The organism is Burkholderia sp. JP2-270 (assembly GCF_003233675.1).
GTDB classification, from domain to species: Bacteria; Pseudomonadota; Gammaproteobacteria; order Burkholderiales; family Burkholderiaceae; genus Burkholderia; species Burkholderia pyrrocinia_C.
Window position 1 is genome coordinate 790,766 of the sequence record NZ_CP029825.1, and the last position, 18,699, is coordinate 809,464.

An 18,699-nucleotide genomic window follows, 5' to 3' on the forward strand; every position below is an offset into this window, starting at 1 on the left:
GGCTTGCCCGGCCGCCGCACGGCCAGGCCCGCCGCGACTTACTTCGCGTGACCCCGGCGAACGTCGCTCACTGCGTCGAGCAAGCGGTACTTGCGGATCTTTTCATAGAGCGTGCTCTTCGCGATGCCGAGCTGACTCGCCGCCTTCGTCAGATTGCCGGCATGACGCGCAAGCGCGCGGCGGATCGATTCCGCCTCGGCCATCTTCAACGAGTCGCCCGCATCCGGCGCGAGCGCGTCGACCGGCCGCGCGGCGCACGCATCGATCGACGCCCCCGCGCCGATCTCGGCAGGCAGCTTGTCGGCCTGGATCACCGGGCTGTCCGACAGCAGCAGCGCCCCCTCGATCGCGTTCCGCAGTTCGCGCACATTGCCGGGCCACGGATAGCGCAACAGGCGTGCATACGCATCGTCGTCGAACGACCGCGGGGCGAGGCCATACGTCTCGCACAGATGCCCGAGCCAATGCGCAATCAGCGCCGGCAGGTCCTCGCCACGCTCGCGCAAGCTCGGAATCGACACGGTCGTGACCGCGATCCGGTAGTACAGATCCATCCGGAACTGGCCTTTCGCGACGGCGTCCTTCAGATCCCGGTGCGTCGCCGCGACCAGCCGGAAATTCACCCTGCGCGGCGTATTCTCGCCAAGGCGATAGATTTCGCTCTCCTCCAGCACGCGCAGCAGATGCGGCTGGATGTCGAGCGGCATTTCCCCGATCTCGTCGAGAAACAGCGTGCCCCCGTCGGCCGCTTCGATCTTGCCCGCCGCACCGGACTTGCGTGCGCCGGTAAACGCGCCCTCCGCGTAGCCGAACAACTCGCTGGCAAGAAGGTCTCTCGACAACCCGCCGCAGTTGAGCGCAACGAACGGACCGTCGGCGCGATCGCTCGCCTGGTGGATACCCTGCGCGAACAGTTCCTTGCCGACGCCGGTGTCGCCGAGCAGCAGCACCGGCACCCTGGACGGCGCGAGCTGGCGCGCACGATTCACGGCTTCCCGCAATGCGGCGCTGTCGCCTACGATGCGCTCGAACCCTCGCGGCTCACCGCCGCGCCGTTCCCGTCCGCGCACGATCGGGACGGCCCCGCGAGGATTCGCGATGCCCGGCGTCACGATCATGTAGCCGAGCACGTCCGCGCCGTCCCGCACGGTTTCGATGTGGCTGCGCAGCAGCCATGCCGGCGCACTCGCCGACAGGCGGCCGTCGCTCGCGTAGTGCTCGAGTTCGGGCAGCGCGAACGACGCGTCGCACCGGATATCGAATCCGAGCCGGCGCAACACCGGAACGACCTGCGCGTTGGCCTTGACGAGTCGGCCGCGTTCGTCAACGACGATCACCGCATCGGCGGAAGACGCACCGAAGCGTGACGCGCAGCGGTCAAGCAGGCTCAGGCGGCGCGCCATGCCCTCCTTCGCGAGCCGGCTTTCGATACGGCCCGCAAGCGACACCGCGAGCGCAAGGCTGTAGGGGTTGTAGGTCTGCGCGAGCCCCGAAATGTCGATCACGCCCAATACGTGCCCGTCGCGTGGATCCTGGATGACGGTCGCCGAACAGGTCCAGCGCTTGATGCCGGCGCAGAAGTGCTCCGCGCCATGGATCTGGATCGGCTGCCTGAGCGCGAGCGCGGTGCCGATCGCATTGGTGCCGCAATTCAGCTCGGTCCACTCGCAGCCCGGAATGAGGCCGACCTCGCGCGCAGGCTCGACGATCCGCATGTCGCCCTCCTGCTGGAGGATCATCCCGCTCGGATCGGCCAGCAGCATCACCGTGCCCGTCTGCGAAAGAAAATCCCGGGTCTGCTGCATCAGCGGCAGACTGGCATCGACGAGGCGACGGTTCGACGTGCGCCATTGCACGAGCCCGTCTTCATCGAGCGGCGGCGGCGCGCGGTCGACGCCGGGATCGACGCGGCTGACGAGACAGCGCTGCCACGAATCGTCGACCACGCCGCGTATGTCGGGCGAACGCCACTCGCTGCCTGTCACCAGATGCTCCCATGCGGCCATGATGCTCGCGTCATGGTGTGGACTGGGAAACCAGTCCATCGGCGTGCCTCTCTGTTGCATGTCTGTCTCCTGGCGGTTTCGTGACGGCACGAACCGCACGGCCGTCGCAGCGGCCATTTTGTCGACTTTGTGGGGCGCCCGACCGCAGCCGGCGGCGAGCGTAGCGACTATCGTACTCCGTCCCGGCGCCTCGACGGCCGTCCGGACACAAACCACTGCAAGCAATGCGCACGCCAGCAAGCGGTCGCCCGCAAGTGGTCGCGCGGCTCGGCACACCGCCGCGAACCGATGGCCGAAAAGAAACCGGCCGTTCGAAAATCGAACGGCCGGAAATCGAACGCTTCCCCGCGGGCGAAGCCGAAACGAGGCCGGCGAACGCCGAGCCCCGCAGGCAGCGTCAAATGTCAGATCATTGCACGCGCTCCGGAACCGGCAGCTTCACCCATTCCGCGTAGAACGCCTCGATGTCGGGTTCGAAGTCGTGAATGACCGGGTACCACGGCGTAGGCGCCTCGACGTCGTGCATCGCGCCGCAGGTCGGGCAATAGTATTCGCGGTAGACCTGCCATTGCGTGTCGGGCGCCATCAGGCGTGGATAGACCTCGTCCATCGCCTCTTCGGATTCGCGCACGAAGATGTTCGCGTGCAGTTTCCAGTTGTCGCGGTAATCGCAGAACACGTGGCCGCAGTCGCATTGCGTGACCCAGTGCTTCGTCGCCCATTGCTGCACGATGTACAGGTGCGGACCGAGCGGCAGCACGATGCGATCCTTCCAGCCGAGCTTCTGCTGCAGCGCCTCGACATACATCCGGAAGCGCTCGCCGTCCTTCGGCATCGACAGCATGCGCAACGTCGTGTCCCAGTCGAGCTTGCCGTCGACCATGTTCCTGATCTGTTCCTTGGTGTAGGTAGTCATCTCCATTCCTCCATGTGGGTGATAGTGCGCAGGGTCCGGCTCACTCCTCGACCAGCACCACCGTATTGACGTCGGGCATCTTCGACAGGTCCATGCGGAATTTCGAGCCGTAGGTCGGCACGTCGAGCTCGTCCTCGGTGAGCGTCCACGTATCCGGCAGCTCCCAGAACGCGCGGAACTGCTGCTCGAATTTCGTCGACAGGCCGAAGCTCGTCGCGAACATATGCTGCACCTGGGTCGACGCGTGCTTGAGCAGGATCCGCTCGCGCTCGCCCTTCATCCATTCGCGGGTCGGTTGCGAGCGCGCGAGACGCGCGTTGCGGATCTCGATGCGCTGCAGCGCGGTCGCTTGCGGATCGACCGTCCAGATGCCGTTGGCATCCCGCGTCGCGACCGCCCCGTAGACCTTCTGCGCGTATTCGGGCAGCAGCACCGCATTGTTGAGATCGCGCTCGATCGCGTCGATCTCGCGGTCGAGCGGATCGCCGAAGCCGGGGCCGCCGCGCAGGTAGTTCAGGTAGAGATCGTAGTTGCTGTAGCAGTCCTCCGTCGTCATGCATTGCTGGTCGCGCTTGACGACCGCGCCGGCGTTCAGGTGGTTTTCGTAATCCGGCAGGTCCGGATTCGTATCGCCGCCGAGCGGCAGGCTCTCGCCGAGCGCGATGCGTTCCTTGATGCCCGTGCGATGCGCTTCGAAGCGATAGCCGGTGGCGGGCGGGTAGCCGCCCATCAGGCCCCAGTCGCTGTTCATGTAGCCGTTGCCCATGAAGAACATCGTCCAGTCCTGCGCTTTCCAGACCATGCGCAGCGTCTCGAATCCGCACCCGCCGCGGTACTTGCCGTAGCCGCCCGAATTCGACTTCACGTTGCGGCCGAGATACAGCAGCGGCTCGGCCATCTCCCAGATCTCGATGTCGCCCATGTCGCCTTCGGGGTTCCAGATCGCGGCCGCGTGATTCAGGCCGTCCTTGATCGCGCACGCGCCGGTGCCGCACGACGATGCCTCGAAGCTGTTGACCGCATGGATGTCGCCGTCCTGGTTGATCCCGCCGCCCTGCAGCCAGTTCGACGTATTGGCGTTCCCCGCATTGACCTCCTCGAGATAGCCGCGGCTGAAGTACGCCTGCGACAGCGCGCGCCACATGGCGCTCCAGCCCGACACCAGGAAGTGCCATGCATAAGCGTGTCCGGTGCGGCGGTCGTCCGGGTTCATCCACGCGCCCTTGGGCAGGTGGAATTCGGTGCCGAAATACGCGCCGTCGTTGATGCGCTGCGTCGGTACCAGCGTCTGCGTCATCATCACCCAGATGCCGCTCGTGAACGCGACCTGGTGCGCGTTGTACGAGTGCCAGCCCCAGCGGCTCGCGCCTTCGAAATCGAGACGCCACGAGCCATCCTTGCGGATCTCCATCTCGACCGGCGAATGCATGATCGAGTCGAGCTTCGCAAACGCCGACGAGGTCTGCACGTCCGGGTGGTTGTATGGCACGTCGACGAACGCGACCTTGCGATACTTGCCCGGCAGCGTCATCGCCTTGAGGCGCGTCTGCAGGCCGCGCCGTCCTTCCTCGATCACCTCGTAGCTGAATTCCTCGTACGCGTCGAGGCCCTCCTCGTCGATCACTTCCTCGATCAGGTCGCGAATCATGTGGCAGCCCGCGATGCGCGTGCGCTCGTCGAGAATCCAGTACTTCGGCGTGCGAACCGAGCGCTGGCTCTCGTGCAGCCAGTCGCGTAGCGGCGTGTCGTTCACCCCTGTCTTGCGGCACGTGATCATGTAACCGTCGCCGAAACGCTGCACCTGGCCCGTCGACATCGAGCCCGGCGTCACCGCGCCGGTATCGATCACGTGCGTGACGCCGCCGACCCAGCCGACCAGCTTGCCGTGCGCGAAAATCGGCACGATCGTCGCGATGTCGCACGGGTGGACGTTGCCGATCGAGCAGTCGTTGTTGGTGAACATGTCGCCGGGCTGAATGCCCGGATTGGCTTCCCAGTTGTTCTCGATCATGTACTTGATCGCCGCGCCCATCGTGCCGACGTGGATGATGATCCCGGTCGACGTGAGCACGCAGTCACCCGCCGCGTTGTAGAGCGTGAAGCACAGCTCCCCTTCCTGCTCGACGATCGGGCTCGCGGCAATCTTCTTGGCAGTTTCGCGCGCATGCACGAGGCCGCCGCGCAGCTTCGAGAACATCTTCTCGTAGCGGATCGGATCGCGCTCGCGCAGCTCGAGCCGTTCGAGCCCGTTGTAATGGCCGGTTTGCGCGGTGCGCTCGAGAATGCCGTCGCGAAACTGCTTGAGCGTCTGGCCGTTCTTCAGCAGATCGGCGAAGCCGACTTCCTGGCTGGACATCATGTTCATCGCATGTCTCCTTACTTGACTTCGCTGAGATGGAAGAGGCGGTGCTTGTCGAGCGTGGTGGCGAAGCCCTTCGGGACGACGAACGTCGTCGCGTCGGATTCGATGATCGCGGGCCCCGTGATCTCGTTGCCCGGCTTGAGCGACTCCATTCGCCAGATCGCCGCGTCATGCCACTGCTTGTGCCGGTACAGACGTCGCGTGCCGATATGCGCGTCCGCCGGCGGCGTGGGGCCGGCGACAGGGTCTTCCGGCAATACCGGCTTCTGCGTGACGACCATGCCGCGCATGATCGCGCCCGTGACCGAGAAGCCCAGCTCCGGCGAGCGCGCGGAGCTCGCGTACACGCGGCCGTAGGTGTCCTCGAAGGCCGTCACGATCCTGTCCCAGTCGTCCGCACCGGACGCGCCCGCGATCGGCGATTCGATTTCGAGGTCGTTGAGCTGGCCCATGTACTGCATCCGGAAGCCTGGCCGCAGGATCACGTCGCGCTCGCTGAAGCCGTTGATGCGAAACTCGTCGATCACCTTGGCAGTCAGTTCCGCCCATGCCTTCTGGATCGTCTGCGCGGCCCGCGCCTTCTCGGCGTCGGACGCGAGCTGCGGCAGCGCGAGATCGACGCTCTTGTCGTAGCGATACTCGAAATCCGCGCACGCGCAGCCGAATGCCGAGAAGCCCGCCGCCCACGCCGGCACGACAACATCCTTGAAGCCGAGACCTTCGGTGTAGCCATATGTATGAACCGGCCCCGCACCGCCGTACGAGAAGCACACGAATTCGGTCGGGTTGTAGCCTTTCGCGCTGACATTCGAGCGCAGGTATTCGCGCAACTGCAGGTCGAGCAGCTCGATCACGCCGGCCGCCGCATCCTCCACGGAGAGTCCGAGCGGCTCGGCGATCTGCACGCGGATGTGCTCGCGGGCGCGATCCACGTCGAGCTTGATCTGGCCGCCGAGGAAGTTGTCCGGGTTCAGGTAACCGAGCACGACGTGGCAATCGGACACGGACACCGTCGTCAGGCCGCTGTCGGGCCAGCACGTGCCGACGCGATAGCCGGCGCTGTCCGGCCCGAGCTTGATGGCCCCGCTGTACGGATCGAGCCGCACGAAGCTGCCGGCGCCCGCGCCGACCGAATCCATCGTGACGAGCGGCAGCGACAGCACCAGGCGCGCCATGTCCGGGTCGGACGCGATCGCGAATTTGCCCTTCGTGATGAGCGCCATGTCGAACGACGTGCCGCCGATGTCCGAGCATGCGATGTTGTCGTAGCCGAGTGCCTCGCCGAGGAGCTTCGAGCCGATCACGCCGCCGATCGGCCCCGACACGATGGTGCGTGCCAGTTCCTTCGCTTTCCAGCTGATCGTGCCGCCGTGCGTCGCCATCACGCGCAGGTCGAATTTCGCGCCGTGCTTGCGGAAGCGGTCGCTGACTTTCCTGAGCGTCTGCCGCGACGGCTCGGCCGCATACGCTTCGAGCACCGTCGTGTTCATCCGGTGGCTTTCCTTGCGCTGCGGGTAGTAGTCGACCGATGCGAACACCGGGAGGTCGACGCCGCGCGCAGCCAGCTCGTCGCGCACGATGTCCCGCGCCTGGCGCTCGCTCGCCGCGTTCTTGTGCGACTGGAGAAAACAGATGACGATCGCTTTCGCGCCGGCGGCGACGAGTTCCCGCGTGGCCTGCCGCACTTCGTTTTCCCGCAGCGGAATGACGATCTCGCCCTGGACATCGGTACGCTCGGTGACGCCGCGCGTTCGCGACAACGGCACGAGCGGCTCGTCGTAGCGGTGCGTATTCAGGTGGATCCGCTCTTCGAGCGCGTACCCGAGATAGCTCTGGATCGCCCGCCCCATCAGATGCACGTGCTCGAAGCCCTTGTTGACGAGCAACCCGACGTCGAGCCCCTTGCGCTGCACGACGCGGTTGAGCATCGCCGTGCCGGAATACACGCAGGTGACGAGTTCCGGATAGACGTCGTCGACGTCGCGTTGCCAATGCGCGAGCGCGTCCTGCGACGAGTTGAAGATCGCGAGTGACTCATCTTCCGGATTGCTTTGCGCCTTGCCGACGACAAACCGTCCGTCCTCGCGCACGAAGAAGGTGTCGGTCATCGTGCCGCCCGCGTCGATGCCCAAGACCTGGACTTGCGAAAGTCCTTCCATGGTGATGTCTCCAATGATTGAAGTCGTGATGAGCCGCGTTCCGGTTCGAGCGAGGTCATCGTTCGATCCCGGGCGCCGGCTCATCTGCAAGGAGGCAACAACCGTGCCATTCGGCGGATCCGGCCGGTCGGCGCGCATCGGCCAAGCCAGGCGGGGTGCTCATCGGATCGAGCGGGCTCTTCGGGCAGGTAGCGCACCGGCGGACGTCCGGATTCCGGACTGGTCCGGCGTCCGAATATCAGCCGGCGCCGTCGGCGGGCGGTTGCACTTTCGCCCCGGATGCGGACCGGCGGCAACGCGAGCGCCTCGCCGTGCGGCGTCGCGTCGTCGCCGGTTGTCATCCCTCGTCCGCGTTCATCCTTTCGGCTGATACCGGCGCTCGCCGGCGCCGCCTAAAGTGACCGGAAACGACACCCTTCCGGAGAACGACATGACGCACCCGCAACCCCGCACGGTCGCCATCACCGGCGCTGGCACCGGCATCGGCGCCGCATGCGCGCGCCGCTTCGCCGGCCGCGGCGACCGCGTCGTGCTGATCGGGCGGCGTCAGGCGCCGCTCGACGCGCTGGCCGCCGAGACCGGCGGCCTCGCGCTCGCCGGCGACGCCGCGAGCAGCGCCGACTGGGCCGGCTTCCTGCCGCGGATCGCCGAACGCTTCGGCCGCGTCGACGCGCTCGTCTCATGCGCGGGCGGACACGGCCTCGGCCGCGCGGACGAAACCGGCGACGCGCAGTGGCGCGACGCAATGCACGCGAACCTCGATACCGCGTTCGTCAGCGCGCGTGCGTGCCTGCCCGACCTGATCGCGCAGCGCGGCAGCATCGTGCTGGTCGCGTCGATCGCGGCGCTCGCGGCCGGGCCCGGCGTATGCGGCTATACGGCCGGCAAGCACGCGCTGCTCGGGCTCGCGCGGTCGCTCGCCCGCGACTACGGCCAGCACGGCGTGCGCGCGAACGCCGTGTGTCCGGGCTGGGTCCGCACGCCGATGGCCGACGCGGAGATGGAACCGTTGATGGCCGCGCACGGCGACACGCTCGACGGTGCGTACGCGCGCGTCAGCGCCGACGTGCCGCTGCGGCGCGCGGCCGATCCGGACGAAATCGCAGCCGTGTGCGCGTTCCTCGCGTCGCCGGATGCGTCGTTCGTGACCGGCGCAACGCTCGTCGCGGACGGCGGTGCGATGGTCGTCGACGTGCCGACGCTTGCGTTCGGCAAGCTTTGACGCGCGGGGGCATGCCTCCCGCGTGGCACGTCGCTGCGGGCGGCGTTCCGTGCAACGTCCTCCGGCACTCCAATGCCCGCTACGGCATGCTCACCGCACCGCCCGCTCGTTTCCCGCTCCAAAAATCCGCTACCATCGATCGATCCCGCCGCCCCGCCCGGCACCGCCTCACCGTTCGGACTTCGATGAACATCCGGTTTCTTGAAACCTTCGTCTGGCTCGCAAAGCTGGAAAACTTCCGGCTGACCGCCGAAAAACTGCACACGACACAAGCTGCGGTATCAAGCCGCATCGCGTCGCTCGAAGAGGCATTCGACGTGCGCCTGTTCGATCGCAACACGCGCTCGGCCACGCTCACGCCCGCGGGCCGGCGCATGCTGGCCTATGCCGAACGGATCGTGCGGCTCGACAGCGAAATGCGGCGCGACATCGACGCAGCGAGCGATGCCGGCCTGATCCGGATCGGCGTGATCGAATCGATCGTGCACAGCTGGTTTCCGGCGCTGATGGCGCAACTGCGCGAGCGTTATCCGCGACTCGACGTCGAGATCACGAGCGACACGACGCTGCACCTGATCCGCCTGCTCAGCACCGACGGCGTCGACCTGATCCTGCAGACCGACCCGGTGCCGGGCCCCGACTTTACGAACCTGCCGCTGTGCGAATTCCCGGTGCGCTGGGCAGCGAGCCCGCGCCTAGGGCTCGGCGGCCAGCCGCTCGACGTCGCGCGCCTCGCGGAATTTCCGATCATCAGCTTCTCGCGCCATTCGGGGCCGCACGCGACGATCGAGCGGCTGTTCGCGGCCGTCGAACGTCCGGCCAGCATCAACTGCATCACGTCGGTCGCCGCGATGATCCGTCTCGTCGCCGACGGCCTCGGCGTGGCCGCGCTGCCGCCCGCGATCATCGGGCGCGAGCTGCACGAAGGCACGCTCGAACTGCTCGACGTCGAACCCGAGTTCCCCGCGCTGCCGCTCGTCGCGACATACCGCAGCCAGGGCCTGCCGGTCGCCGCACGCATCGCGGAACTGGCGAGCGAGGTCGCGCGCGCGATGGCGGCCGCCGCGAGCATCGCAAAGCCGACCGCACCGGCGAGCCCCGAACCCGTCGACGCATCGCCCGCCCGTACGGCGGCCAAAACAAAGACAAATACGAAGGCAACTGCGAAGCGCACGGCGAAAGCCGCGCCGCCCGCCGCCGCCCCGGCCAAACGCCGCCCGCGCCGCTCATAAGAAAAACTGTTCACCGCGAATTTGTTTTCTTGTTGGACGGGCGCGGCCCCTCTTCGGGACACTGCGGTTCCTGACATCCCCCGTCACGAGGACCCCCGCGATGACCCGCCTTTCCCTTCCGCACGGCCAGCTTTGTGTCTGGACGGATATCGACCCCGCGCACGAAGCCGATTTCAACGCGTGGTACGACCGCGAGCACATGCAGGAACGTGTCGCGATTCCCGGCTTTACGCACGCACGGCGCTTTCGCGCGACCGACGGCGGCCCGCGCCAGTACCTCGCGCTGTACGTGACGGACACGCTCGACGTGTTCCGCAGCGACGCCTACCGGCGCGCATTCACGCAGCAGACCGCGTGGTCGCTCGCGAACTTCGAGCGCATGACAGGCACGCAACGGCGCGTCGGCGAACTGACGATCGAGGCCGGCGACGGCGAAGGCGCGCATCTCGCGCTGTTCGTGCTGCCGCCGGAACGCATCGACGTGCTGCAACTGCGCGGGCGCTTCGACGCCGCGCTGCAGGAACCGGGCATTCACGCGGCGCGACTCTTCTGCACCGCGCCCGATCTGTCCGCGCCGATCGGCGCCGATGCGGCCGCCCGCCCGACCGCCGATGCGCTCGTGCTGATCGAAGGCAGCGATGCGGCCGCGACGCGCCGCGTAGCCGCCGCGCTCGCCGGGCACGACGACGTGCGCACCTTCGACCTGCTGTGGCGTGCCGCCGCGCCGCTGCCGGTTGCACACCACGGCTCCGAAGCCGAACCGGCCGCCGCCGCGCTGCCTGCCTGAACGCCGACGCCGGCCGCGCCGCTTCCGCCCCCGCAACCGCACGCGGCCGACGCGTCGGCCCCGCGCTTGATCCCGTTCTCCGTCACGACAGGCCCGATACCATGAGCACTCTCGCCCAGCCCGCCGCCCACGCGCCCCGCCGCGTCCGCAACAGCCGACTCGCGACCGCGAGCATGATCGGCACGTCGCTCGAGTGGTACGACTTCACGATCTACAACACGCTCGCCGCGCTCGTCTTCAACCACCTGTTCTTCCCGTCGGTCGATCCGCTGGCCGGCACGATCCTCGCGTTCTCGACCTATGCGGTCGGCTATGTGTCGCGACCGCTCGGCGGCTTCGTGTTCGGCAATCTCGGCGACCGCATCGGCCGCCGCGCGGTACTGATGCTCACGCTGGTGCTGATGGGCGTGACGACCGCGCTGATGGGCGCGCTGCCGACCTACGCGCAGGCCGGCATCCTCAGCCCGATCCTGCTCGTCGCGCTGCGCTTCGTGCAGGGCGTCGCGCTCGGCGGCGAATGGGCCGGCGCGGTGCTGCTGTCGGTCGAGCATGGCGATCAGAACCGGCGCGGGCTGTCCGCGTCGTGGACGCAGATGGGCCCGTCGTTCGGCACGCTGCTCGGCACCGGCTGCATCGCGCTCGTGACGCTGTCGACCACGTCCGCGAACTTCCTGTCGTGGGGCTGGCGCGTGCCGTTCGCGGCCAGCGCGCTGCTCGTCGTGTTCGGTTTCTGGCTGCGGCGCGGCGTCGACGAGACGCCGCAGTTCGAGCAGCTCGCCGAATCGCACGCGACCGCCGAGGTGCCCGTCGCCGACGTGCTGAAATACCACTGGCGGCGCCTGCTGATCGCGGGCGGCGCGCGGATCGGCTCGGACGTGCTGTATGCGCTGATCGTCGTGTTCACGCTGACCTACGTGACAACCGTGCTGCACCTGTCGCGCCCCGTCGCGCTGACGGCCGTGATGGTCGGCACGGCCTGCAACGCGCTCGCGGTACCGTTCTTCGGCGCGCTGTCGGACCGCTTCGGCCGCCGGCCCGTGTACCTCGCCGGCGCGATCGCCGGTGTCGTGTGGGCATTCGTGTTCTTCGTGATGCTCGATTCGGCGCGCCCCGGTGCGATCGTCGCCGCAGTCGCGATCGGCCTCGTGATCCATGCGGTGATGTACGGCCCGCAGGGCGCGTTCGTGACCGAACAGTTCCCGACGCGCGTGCGCTATGCGGGCTCGTCGCTCGCATACACGCTCGCCGGCATCGTCGGCGGCGGCTTCGCGCCGCTCGTGATCGCCACGCTGTTCCGGCAGACGGGTACGACGACGGCCGTGTCGCTGTACGTCACCGCAGCGCTCGTCGTCACCTCGATCGCGCTCCTCGCCGCGCGCGAGACCGCGCACCGGCCGCTCGCGGAATGAGCGCCGCCGCAAGCCGATTCATTCCTTCGCACTTCAAACGGATATCCGCATGCAAGCCCTGTCGTTCAACGTGATTTCCCTGCAACGCGCGCCGGCCGCCGTCGACGTCGAAATCGAGCGCGTCGTGATTGCCGGCTGGGCCGGCCGCGATCCGGCGGCGATCCGTGCGCACATCGACGAACTCGCGGCGCTCGGCGTCGCGCCGCCTTCGACCACGCCGTGCTTCTATCGCGTGTCGTCCGCGCTGCTTACGCAGGCGCCGTCGATCGGCGTACTCGGTGCACGCTCGGGCGGCGAGATCGAATGCGTGCTGGTCGACAGCCCGGCCGGCACGCTGGTCACGGTCGGCTCCGATCATACGGATCGCGAAGTCGAGGCGTACGGCGTCGCGGTGTCGAAACAGGTATGCGCGAAGCCGCTCGGATTTGATGCGTGGCTTTACGCGGATGTCGCCGATCACTGGGATGCGATCAAGATGCGTTCGTGGTTGATCGCGCGTGACGGCGAACGCATTGCATATCAGCACGGCGCGGTCAGCGGCCTGCTCGCGCCGGACACGCTGTGGCAACGCTTCGACGACCGCCGCACCATGCCCGCGCGCTGCGCGATGTATGGCGGCACCGTCGCCGTGCATGGCGCGATCGCGGCGATGGGCGACGGCGATGCGTTCGAGATGGAACTGCACGATCCGGTGCTCGGGCGCAGCCTTCGGCACCGGTATGCGGTCGAGGTGTTGCCGGTTGTGGCGTGACGGGGGGCTGCGGGCCTGACGGAAGCCGAAGTGAAGCGCGTGCACGCATGCTTTCATGCCGGCACGTTTCGTTCGCCTCCGCGTTTCGCGCCGCCGTTCACCGCAAGCAACCGAGCCCCGCCAGCGTCGCCTCCACCGCCGTATCGAGCGGTGTCAACGGCTCACGGCCGAGCACCGCGGTCACCCGCGCGTTGTCCATCCTGAGCGGCTCGCGCCACAGATAGCGCATCTCCAGCATCTCGCGCAGCGTCGTGACGAACGGCGCCGCGGCCCACACGAGCCACCACGGGAAGCGCCGCACCGCAGGCCGCATACCGTGCCTCTGCGCCACGCGACTGATGGCCTCGGCCATCTGCGTGCCGTCCGCGTCCCAATGCCCGCCGAGATGAAAGCGCGCAAACGGCTCCAGCGTGTCGCGCCGCTCGATCAGCTCGACCATCGTGCGCGCGACATCCGGCAGATACGCCCACTGATGGCCGACGCCCGGCCGCCCCGGCACGCGGATGGTCGAGACGGGCCGCCCCGGCTTGATCAGCCCCTGCGCAAACCAGTTGTTGCCGGCACGCATCCCGAAGAAATCGCCCGCGCGCACGATGATCGTGCGGACGCCCTGCGCGGTCGCTTCCTGCAGCCGCCGCTCCAGTTCGACGCGGATCGCGCCCTTGCGGGTCGTCGGATGCTGCGGTGCGTCTTCGCGCAGCACCGGAAACGCGTCGGCGCCGTAGTTGTAAACCGTGCCGGGCAGCACGACGGTCGCCTGCGCCGCCGTCGCCGCCGCGATCGTGTTGTCGATCATCGGCAGCACCTGCGTCGGCCAGTTCCGGTATCCGGGAGGATTCACCGCGTGCACGATCACGCTGCAGCCACGCGCGGCCCGAACGACCGCGTCGCGATCCAGCGCGTCGCCGCGCATCCATGTCATCCCGTCGCGCTCCACGACTTCGGCGTCGAGCCGGCGCTTGAGCGCACGCACCTGCCAGCCGGCATCGCGCAACTGCCGCGCGACTTCCCCGCCAATCCCGCCGCTCGCGCCGAGCACGAGTACCTGTCGTTGCATCGCGCCTGCGTTCGTCGTCATTGCCGTTCTCCTTGAATGAAACCGTCGTGAGATGCATTCTGGCGCGCGGGAGGTTAATAAGGAATTGCCTAGCATCGGATATCAGCTATACATTTATGCATGACCACCGATCTGAACTGGGAACGCTACCGCACCTTCCTCGCGGTGTTGACGGAAGGCTCGCTGTCCGGCGCGGCGCGCGCGCTCGGCATCACGCAGCCGACGGCCGGCCGCCACGTCGCGGCGCTCGAGGCCGCGTTCGGCCAGACGCTGTTCACGCGCTCGCCGTCGGGCCTGCTGCCGACCGAGGCGGCGCTCGCGCTGCGCGGCCATGCGGAGGCGCTGCGCAGCGCGGCGGCCGCGTTCGAGCGCGCTGCCGCGAGCCACGGCGCCGGTGTGCGCGGCACCGTGCGGATCTCGGCCAGCGACGTGATCGCCGTCGAGGTGCTGCCGCCCATGCTCGCGCAATTGCGGCGCGATCATCCGGGGCTCGTCATCGAGCTGGTGCCGACCGACCGCATCCAGGACGTGCTGAACCGCGAAGCCGACATCGCGGTGCGGATGGCGCCGCCCGCGCAGGATGCGCTCGTCGCTCGGCGCGTCGGCGCGATCGAGGTCGGGCTGTATGCGCGCGACGACTACGTGGCGCGCAACGGCGCGCCCGCGACGATCGACGAACTCGCGCATCACGCGCTGATCGGCTTCGATACCGTCACGCCGTTCATCCGCTCGGCTGGGCGCGGGATGCCGCTGTGGAAGCGCGATGCGTTCGCGCTGCGCACCGACAGCAACCTTGCGCAGCTCGCGATGATCCGCGCCGGCTACGGCGTTGGTTTCTGCCAGACGGGGCTCGCGAAGCGCGACGCGCGGCTCGTGCGCGTGCTGCCGGACGGGCCCGCAATGAAGCTGGAAACCTGGGTCGTGATGCACGAGGATTTGCGGACAAGCCCGCGCTGCCGGGCCGTGTTCGATGCGCTGGCGGACGGGCTGCGCGTCTACGCCGACGGAGAAGCCGCCGAGTAAAAACGCGAATCGCCCGGACGGGACTACTCGTAGATTTTCCCGGCGAACAGGATGTCCGCCATGCGCCGCCACGGATTGTCGGGCGCATCGTAGAAGCGCAGCCCTTCTTCCGACGCTTCGGCCCAGTCGACCATCGCCTCCAGGTACTCGCCGATCGTGCGGTTTTCCCAGCCGAGCGCGGCACGCGCGTATGGCGACGGCGGCAGGTCGGCTTCGAGCTGCCGCTCCGTGTTCCAGTCGTGGCCGAGCACGCGCAGGAAATGGATCAGCGAGCGCTCGTCGACCACACGCTCCAGCGCGTCCTGCAGCCTGTCGGCCATCTGGCTTTTCAGTTCGTCGTTCATGCGTAGGCCCCCTGCTCTTCGTTCAGAAAGCTTCCAGCGCGCACCACCCGGGATAGTTCTCCTCGACGATGAAGAAATCGTCGAAGTAGGTCAGGCCCAATCCCTCGAGCGATCTCATGCAATCGTCGGCTGCATCGCCGCCAAAGAACGGGCCGAGCGACACCAACCGTTCCGATTCGTCGAAGCAGCGGGTGAAATTGAATTCGAGCAAGATTTTCGAGAGGTTGACACCTTTCTCGACCAGCGCCGCCCGCCGCACGACAATCCCGAAATCTCTCGCTATTTTCATCGCTACCGTCTCCCGTCGAACGCGTGTCGTCACCGACCGCGCCTCCCTCACATCAGCAACTGCCGCGACAGCACCTCGCGCGCCTGCGTGACGGTTTCGCGTTCGCCCGGCATCGGCGGCGTCAGCGAAAACACCGCGTCGGGCAGCGGCGGCAGACGGTATTTCGCGCCGAGCCGCATCATGCCGTCGCCGATCGCCGACGCGCACAGGCAGCCGACACCGAGCCCCGCTGCGAGCATCGACTGCAGCCCTGCGACACCCGACGCGCTGTGCACGAGCACGTACGGCGTGTGCTGCTCGTCGAGCGAGCGCACCGCGATCTGATGCATCATGCAGTCGTCCGGCAGCAGCACGAGCGGCAGCGGCTCGGGCAATTGCTCCGCGAGCGCGGGCGACGCGACCCACGACAGCGGCTCGCGCCGCAACACCCAGCGCGTATCGGCCGACGCCGGCCGGAACGGCCCGCTCGACAGGTTCATCACGACGCCGAGATCGATCTGCCCTCTCGCGTGCGCCGCCTCGATGTCCGCGCTCTTCATCGCGCTCACGTGCAGGCTCAGCTGCGGGTAGCACTCCCGCAGCCGCGCCAGCAGGCCCGCGACTTCATTCGTCCGGTAGTAGTCGGTGATCGCGACGCGCAGCTCGCCCTTGATCGCCTGCCCGCGCAGCTCGTCGAACGCGGCCTCGTTCAGCGCGACGATCCGCCGTGCGTGCTGCAGCAGCCGCGTGCCGGCCGGCGTCGGCTCGACGCCGCGCTTGCTGCGCACGAACAGCGGCATGCCGGCGCGCAATTCGAGCTTGCGCACCTGCTCGCTGACCGTCGACTGCGACAAATGCAGCAGCGGTGCGGCGGCCGTCAGGCTGCCGGCGTCCGCGACCGCCGCGAAAGTGCGCAACTGGTCCAGGTCGAAACCGCGCATCGCCATTCCCCATCCATCGATTAACCCGATGGATGCTACCACTCTTTCCCGCTTTTCCGATTCATCGACCACATCCAGAATACGGGGTCAATGGCCGACCTGCGCCGCTCGCGCATAAGGCCCTCATTCTCTTCGGACCCTTCGTTCATGACGAACCAAACCCTTGCCCCTTGCGCGCCGGCCGGCGCGGCTGCCGCGGCGACGCCGCGCAGCCATCACGGCTGGGCACTCGTGGTCCTGCTGGTCGGCGCCATTCTGCCACCGCTCGACTACTTCATCGTGAATCTCGCGCTGCCGGCCATCCGCGACGGCATCGGCGCACGCCCGGCCGAGCTCCAGCTCGTCGTGTCGGCCTATGCGTGCGCGAGCGCGGTCGTGCAGATCACGGGCGGCCGCCTCGGCGACCTGTACGGCCGCAAGCGCATGTTCATGCTGGGCATGGCCGGCTTCGTGCTCGCGTCGACGCTGTGCGGGCTCGCCGGCAGCGGCGCGGTGCTCGTCGGCGGCCGCGTGCTGCAGGGCCTGTTCGCGGCGATCCTCGCGCCGCAGGTGCTCGCGACGATCCGCAGCGTGTTCAGCCCGCAGGAACAGGTGCGCGTGATGGGCTTCTACGGTTTCGCGTTCGGCCTCGCGGCCGTGATCGGCCAGCTCGGCGGCGGCGCGCTGATCAGCCTGCATCCGTTCGGGCTCGGCTGGCGCGCGATCTTCCTCGTCAATCTGCCGATCGGCATCCTTGCGCTGATCGGTAGCTGGCGCTTCATCCCGGAAAACCGGCCGCCGCGCGGCCAGCGTATCGACATGCCGGGCACGGTGCTGATGTCGCTGTTCCTGCTGATGCTCGTGTATCCGCTCACGCAGGGCCGCGAGGCCGGCTGGCCGCTGTGGATGATCGCGAGCATCGTCGGCGCGCTGCCGATGCTCGGTGCGCTGCTGGCGGTCGAAGCGGGCCGGCTCGCGCGCGGCCGCGATCCGCTGCTCGACGTGCGCCTGTTCCGCAACCCGGTCGTCGCGCTCGGGCTCTTGCTCGCGTTCCTGTTCTACACGCTGAGCGCGTTCTTCCTGAGTTACGGGATCTATCTGCAAGGCTGCCTGAACTGGTCGCCGCTCGCGTCCGGGTTCGCGATCCTGCCGCTCGGGCTCGGCTTCCTCGCAAGCCCGCTGCTGATGCCGCGCCTCGTCGGCCGGTTCGGCGGTTATCGCGTGCTGACGCTCGGCTTCGTCATGCTCGCCGCCGGCGTCGCGACCGCCGCCGCGCTCGCCCGCGAAGGCGCGCCGGGGCCCGGCTTCTACGCGGGCATCGCGGCGATCGGCATCGGGCAAGGGCTCGTGCTGCCGTCGGTCGTGCGGATCGTGCTCGCGGAAGTCGACGCGGCCCGCGCGGGCGTCGCGTCAGGAATGGTCAGCGCGATGCTGCAGATCGGCGCGGCCGTCGGCGCCGCGACGATCGGCGGCGTGTTCTTCGCGCGGCTCGGCGCGCATCCGGCCGCGGTCGATTACGTGCAGGGGTTCCGGACGTCGATGTTCACGCTGACGGTCGTATTGCTTGCGTGCATCGCACTGTCGACCGCGCTCGGGCCGCTGCATCGGCGGCTGCATGCGGGCGCATGACACGGGGCGTGGATCGCACCGCCGGCAGGACCTGAAGCGGCAATGATGAATGCGCGGCCGCTGGCCGGCATCCGGCTCATCGGTGTTGTTTGCGTTGCGCCTGCCGCGCCTCCCACTCGGCAAGCTCGATGCGATAGCGCGCCAGCGCTTCGTCGTACAGGTCGAAGACGCACGGCGAGCAGCCGCTGTTGCAGCAGTCTTCCAGTTCAGGCTGTTCGGGCGGAATCGGGCGGGGATCGTCGGCGGAAGGATCGGACGGATCGGTGGGGGCAGGCGTGGGCACGGCGAAGATCGAATGACAAAGTATGTCCAGTATAAGGGGATGCCGCCCGGCCTGCCGGCAGCGTCACATCCGTCCGCAGGTGCGCGATGTGATCTCGCTCGTCCATTACGCGACCGACATCGATGCGTTCGTGCAGGCCGGCGATATCCGCAACACCTGCTTCGCCGAGCCCTGCCCTGCCCGGTCCGGTCCGGTGACGACGACGGTCCAGGTCGAACATCTCTACCATCCCGATTTACTGATCGAGATCGCGGCCGTCGCCGATATTCCGCTGGTGCGGTTTCGCGGGCCGTCGCCTCACGCGTGAATCGCGGCCGTCCCACGCGGCGTT

At 67.9% G+C, this 18,699-nt stretch carries 16 protein-coding genes and 2 pseudogenes; 8 read left to right on the top strand and 10 right to left on the bottom strand.

The window, feature by feature from the left end; translation table 11 throughout:
• Window positions 1-102 precede the first annotated feature (102 nt).
• The 5 genes and pseudogenes from DM992_RS43535 to DM992_RS21395 all read right to left on the bottom strand — a co-directional run bounded on the left by DM992_RS43535 (window position 103) and on the right by DM992_RS21395 (window position 7,443).
• Window positions 103-450, bottom strand: a complete 348-nt coding sequence (locus tag DM992_RS43535; RefSeq protein WP_343212477.1) for a hypothetical protein — start codon at window positions 448-450, stop codon at window positions 103-105.
• A gap of 113 nt (window positions 451-563) precedes the next feature.
• Window positions 564-2,123: pseudogene (locus DM992_RS42835) on the bottom strand (sigma 54-interacting transcriptional regulator); the annotation flags it as partial.
• A gap of 292 nt (window positions 2,124-2,415) precedes the next feature.
• The gene (locus DM992_RS21385; RefSeq protein WP_111020333.1) at window positions 2,416-2,922 is read right to left on the bottom strand and encodes an acetone carboxylase subunit gamma; all 507 of its coding nucleotides are present in this window, start codon (window positions 2,920-2,922) and stop codon (window positions 2,416-2,418) included.
• 40 nt (window positions 2,923-2,962) lie between these two features.
• Window positions 2,963-5,287, bottom strand: coding sequence for a hydantoinase B/oxoprolinase family protein (locus DM992_RS21390; protein WP_111018530.1), 2,325 nt, complete (start codon window positions 5,285-5,287; stop codon window positions 2,963-2,965).
• An 11-nt stretch (window positions 5,288-5,298) separates the two neighbouring features.
• On the bottom strand, window positions 5,299-7,443 hold the full coding sequence (locus DM992_RS21395) for a hydantoinase/oxoprolinase family protein (RefSeq protein WP_111018531.1): 2,145 nt from the start codon (window positions 7,441-7,443) through the stop codon (window positions 5,299-5,301).
• A 430-nt stretch (window positions 7,444-7,873) separates the two neighbouring features.
• Here DM992_RS21395 and DM992_RS21400 point away from each other — a divergent pair, with 430 nt between their 5' ends.
• The 5 genes from DM992_RS21400 (at window position 7,874) to DM992_RS21420 (ending at window position 12,844) form a co-directional block, all read left to right on the top strand.
• Complete coding sequence (locus DM992_RS21400) at window positions 7,874-8,665, top strand: SDR family oxidoreductase (RefSeq protein ID WP_111018532.1); 792 nt, start codon at window positions 7,874-7,876, stop codon at window positions 8,663-8,665.
• 185 nt (window positions 8,666-8,850) lie between these two features.
• The gene (locus DM992_RS21405; protein WP_111018533.1) at window positions 8,851-9,897 is read left to right on the top strand and encodes a LysR family transcriptional regulator; all 1,047 of its coding nucleotides are present in this window, start codon (window positions 8,851-8,853) and stop codon (window positions 9,895-9,897) included.
• A 100-nt stretch (window positions 9,898-9,997) separates the two neighbouring features.
• Window positions 9,998-10,684, top strand: coding sequence for a DUF4286 family protein (locus tag DM992_RS21410; protein ID WP_111018534.1), 687 nt, complete (start codon window positions 9,998-10,000; stop codon window positions 10,682-10,684).
• Between the two features lie 101 nt (window positions 10,685-10,785).
• Window positions 10,786-12,093 (top strand): MFS transporter, encoded by a 1,308-nt coding sequence (locus DM992_RS21415; RefSeq protein WP_072442408.1) that lies wholly within the window; start codon window positions 10,786-10,788, stop codon window positions 12,091-12,093.
• Between the two features lie 49 nt (window positions 12,094-12,142).
• Complete coding sequence (locus DM992_RS21420; RefSeq protein WP_111018535.1) at window positions 12,143-12,844, top strand: DUF2848 domain-containing protein; 702 nt, start codon at window positions 12,143-12,145, stop codon at window positions 12,842-12,844.
• A gap of 97 nt (window positions 12,845-12,941) precedes the next feature.
• Here the strand turns inward: DM992_RS21420 and DM992_RS21425 are convergent, their stop codons facing one another.
• Window positions 12,942-13,922, bottom strand: a complete 981-nt coding sequence (locus tag DM992_RS21425) for an NAD-dependent epimerase/dehydratase family protein (protein ID WP_111018536.1) — start codon at window positions 13,920-13,922, stop codon at window positions 12,942-12,944.
• 99 nt (window positions 13,923-14,021) lie between these two features.
• Between DM992_RS21425 and DM992_RS21430 the strand changes: the two genes are divergently transcribed.
• Window positions 14,022-14,924: a LysR family transcriptional regulator gene (locus DM992_RS21430; protein ID WP_111018537.1), complete on the top strand. Its 903-nt coding sequence runs from the start codon at window positions 14,022-14,024 to the stop codon at window positions 14,922-14,924.
• 23 nt (window positions 14,925-14,947) lie between these two features.
• Here the strand turns inward: DM992_RS21430 and DM992_RS21435 are convergent, their stop codons facing one another.
• Genes DM992_RS21435 through DM992_RS21445 form a run of 3 tightly spaced genes read right to left on the bottom strand, consistent with a single transcriptional unit; the run spans window position 14,948 to window position 16,477 of the window.
• The gene (locus DM992_RS21435; protein WP_111018538.1) at window positions 14,948-15,268 is read right to left on the bottom strand and encodes a hypothetical protein; all 321 of its coding nucleotides are present in this window, start codon (window positions 15,266-15,268) and stop codon (window positions 14,948-14,950) included.
• A 22-nt stretch (window positions 15,269-15,290) separates the two neighbouring features.
• Entirely contained in the window at window positions 15,291-15,557 is a 267-nt protein-coding gene (locus DM992_RS21440; RefSeq protein WP_162631709.1) for a hypothetical protein, read from the bottom strand.
• A 47-nt stretch (window positions 15,558-15,604) separates the two neighbouring features.
• A complete protein-coding gene (locus DM992_RS21445; RefSeq protein WP_111020334.1) occupies window positions 15,605-16,477 on the bottom strand; it encodes a LysR family transcriptional regulator in 873 nt (290 codons plus the stop codon).
• A 147-nt stretch (window positions 16,478-16,624) separates the two neighbouring features.
• Here DM992_RS21445 and DM992_RS21450 point away from each other — a divergent pair, with 147 nt between their 5' ends.
• Window positions 16,625-18,085: an MFS transporter gene (locus DM992_RS21450; RefSeq protein WP_111018540.1), complete on the top strand. Its 1,461-nt coding sequence runs from the start codon at window positions 16,625-16,627 to the stop codon at window positions 18,083-18,085.
• Window positions 18,086-18,161: 76 nt separating this feature from the next.
• Here DM992_RS21450 and DM992_RS21455 read toward each other — a convergent pair whose 3' ends face one another.
• Window positions 18,162-18,368, bottom strand: a complete 207-nt coding sequence (locus DM992_RS21455; RefSeq protein ID WP_111018541.1) for an oxidoreductase-like domain-containing protein — start codon at window positions 18,366-18,368, stop codon at window positions 18,162-18,164.
• Between the two features lie 76 nt (window positions 18,369-18,444).
• Between DM992_RS21455 and DM992_RS21460 the strand changes: the two are divergent.
• Window positions 18,445-18,675, top strand: a pseudogene (locus tag DM992_RS21460) (Rid family hydrolase); the annotation flags it as partial.
• Window positions 18,676-18,699: the final 24 nt, after the last annotated feature.

Excerpts from the sequence above, each read along its gene's own strand:
- DM992_RS21440 (WP_162631709.1), bottom strand. The coding sequence starts at position 15,557 with ATGAAAATAGCGAGAGATTTCGGGATTGTCGTGCGGCGGGCGGCGCTG.
- DM992_RS21435 (WP_111018538.1), bottom strand. The coding sequence starts at position 15,268 with ATGAACGACGAACTGAAAAGCCAGATGGCCGACAGGCTGCAGGACGCG.
- DM992_RS21410 (WP_111018534.1), top strand. The coding sequence starts at position 9,998 with ATGACCCGCCTTTCCCTTCCGCACGGCCAGCTTTGTGTCTGGACGGAT.
- DM992_RS21390 (WP_111018530.1), bottom strand. The coding sequence starts at position 5,287 with ATGAACATGATGTCCAGCCAGGAAGTCGGCTTCGCCGATCTGCTGAAG.
- DM992_RS21395 (WP_111018531.1), bottom strand. The coding sequence starts at position 7,443 with ATGGAAGGACTTTCGCAAGTCCAGGTCTTGGGCATCGACGCGGGCGGC.
- DM992_RS21450 (WP_111018540.1), top strand. The coding sequence starts at position 16,625 with ATGACGAACCAAACCCTTGCCCCTTGCGCGCCGGCCGGCGCGGCTGCC.
- DM992_RS21415 (WP_072442408.1), top strand. The coding sequence starts at position 10,786 with ATGAGCACTCTCGCCCAGCCCGCCGCCCACGCGCCCCGCCGCGTCCGC.
- DM992_RS21425 (WP_111018536.1), bottom strand. The coding sequence starts at position 13,922 with ATGACGACGAACGCAGGCGCGATGCAACGACAGGTACTCGTGCTCGGC.
- DM992_RS21430 (WP_111018537.1), top strand. The coding sequence starts at position 14,022 with ATGACCACCGATCTGAACTGGGAACGCTACCGCACCTTCCTCGCGGTG.
- DM992_RS21400 (WP_111018532.1), top strand. The coding sequence starts at position 7,874 with ATGACGCACCCGCAACCCCGCACGGTCGCCATCACCGGCGCTGGCACC.
- DM992_RS21420 (WP_111018535.1), top strand. The coding sequence starts at position 12,143 with ATGCAAGCCCTGTCGTTCAACGTGATTTCCCTGCAACGCGCGCCGGCC.
- DM992_RS21385 (WP_111020333.1), bottom strand. The coding sequence starts at position 2,922 with ATGACTACCTACACCAAGGAACAGATCAGGAACATGGTCGACGGCAAG.
- DM992_RS21405 (WP_111018533.1), top strand. The coding sequence starts at position 8,851 with ATGAACATCCGGTTTCTTGAAACCTTCGTCTGGCTCGCAAAGCTGGAA.
- DM992_RS21445 (WP_111020334.1), bottom strand. The coding sequence starts at position 16,477 with ATGCGCGGTTTCGACCTGGACCAGTTGCGCACTTTCGCGGCGGTCGCG.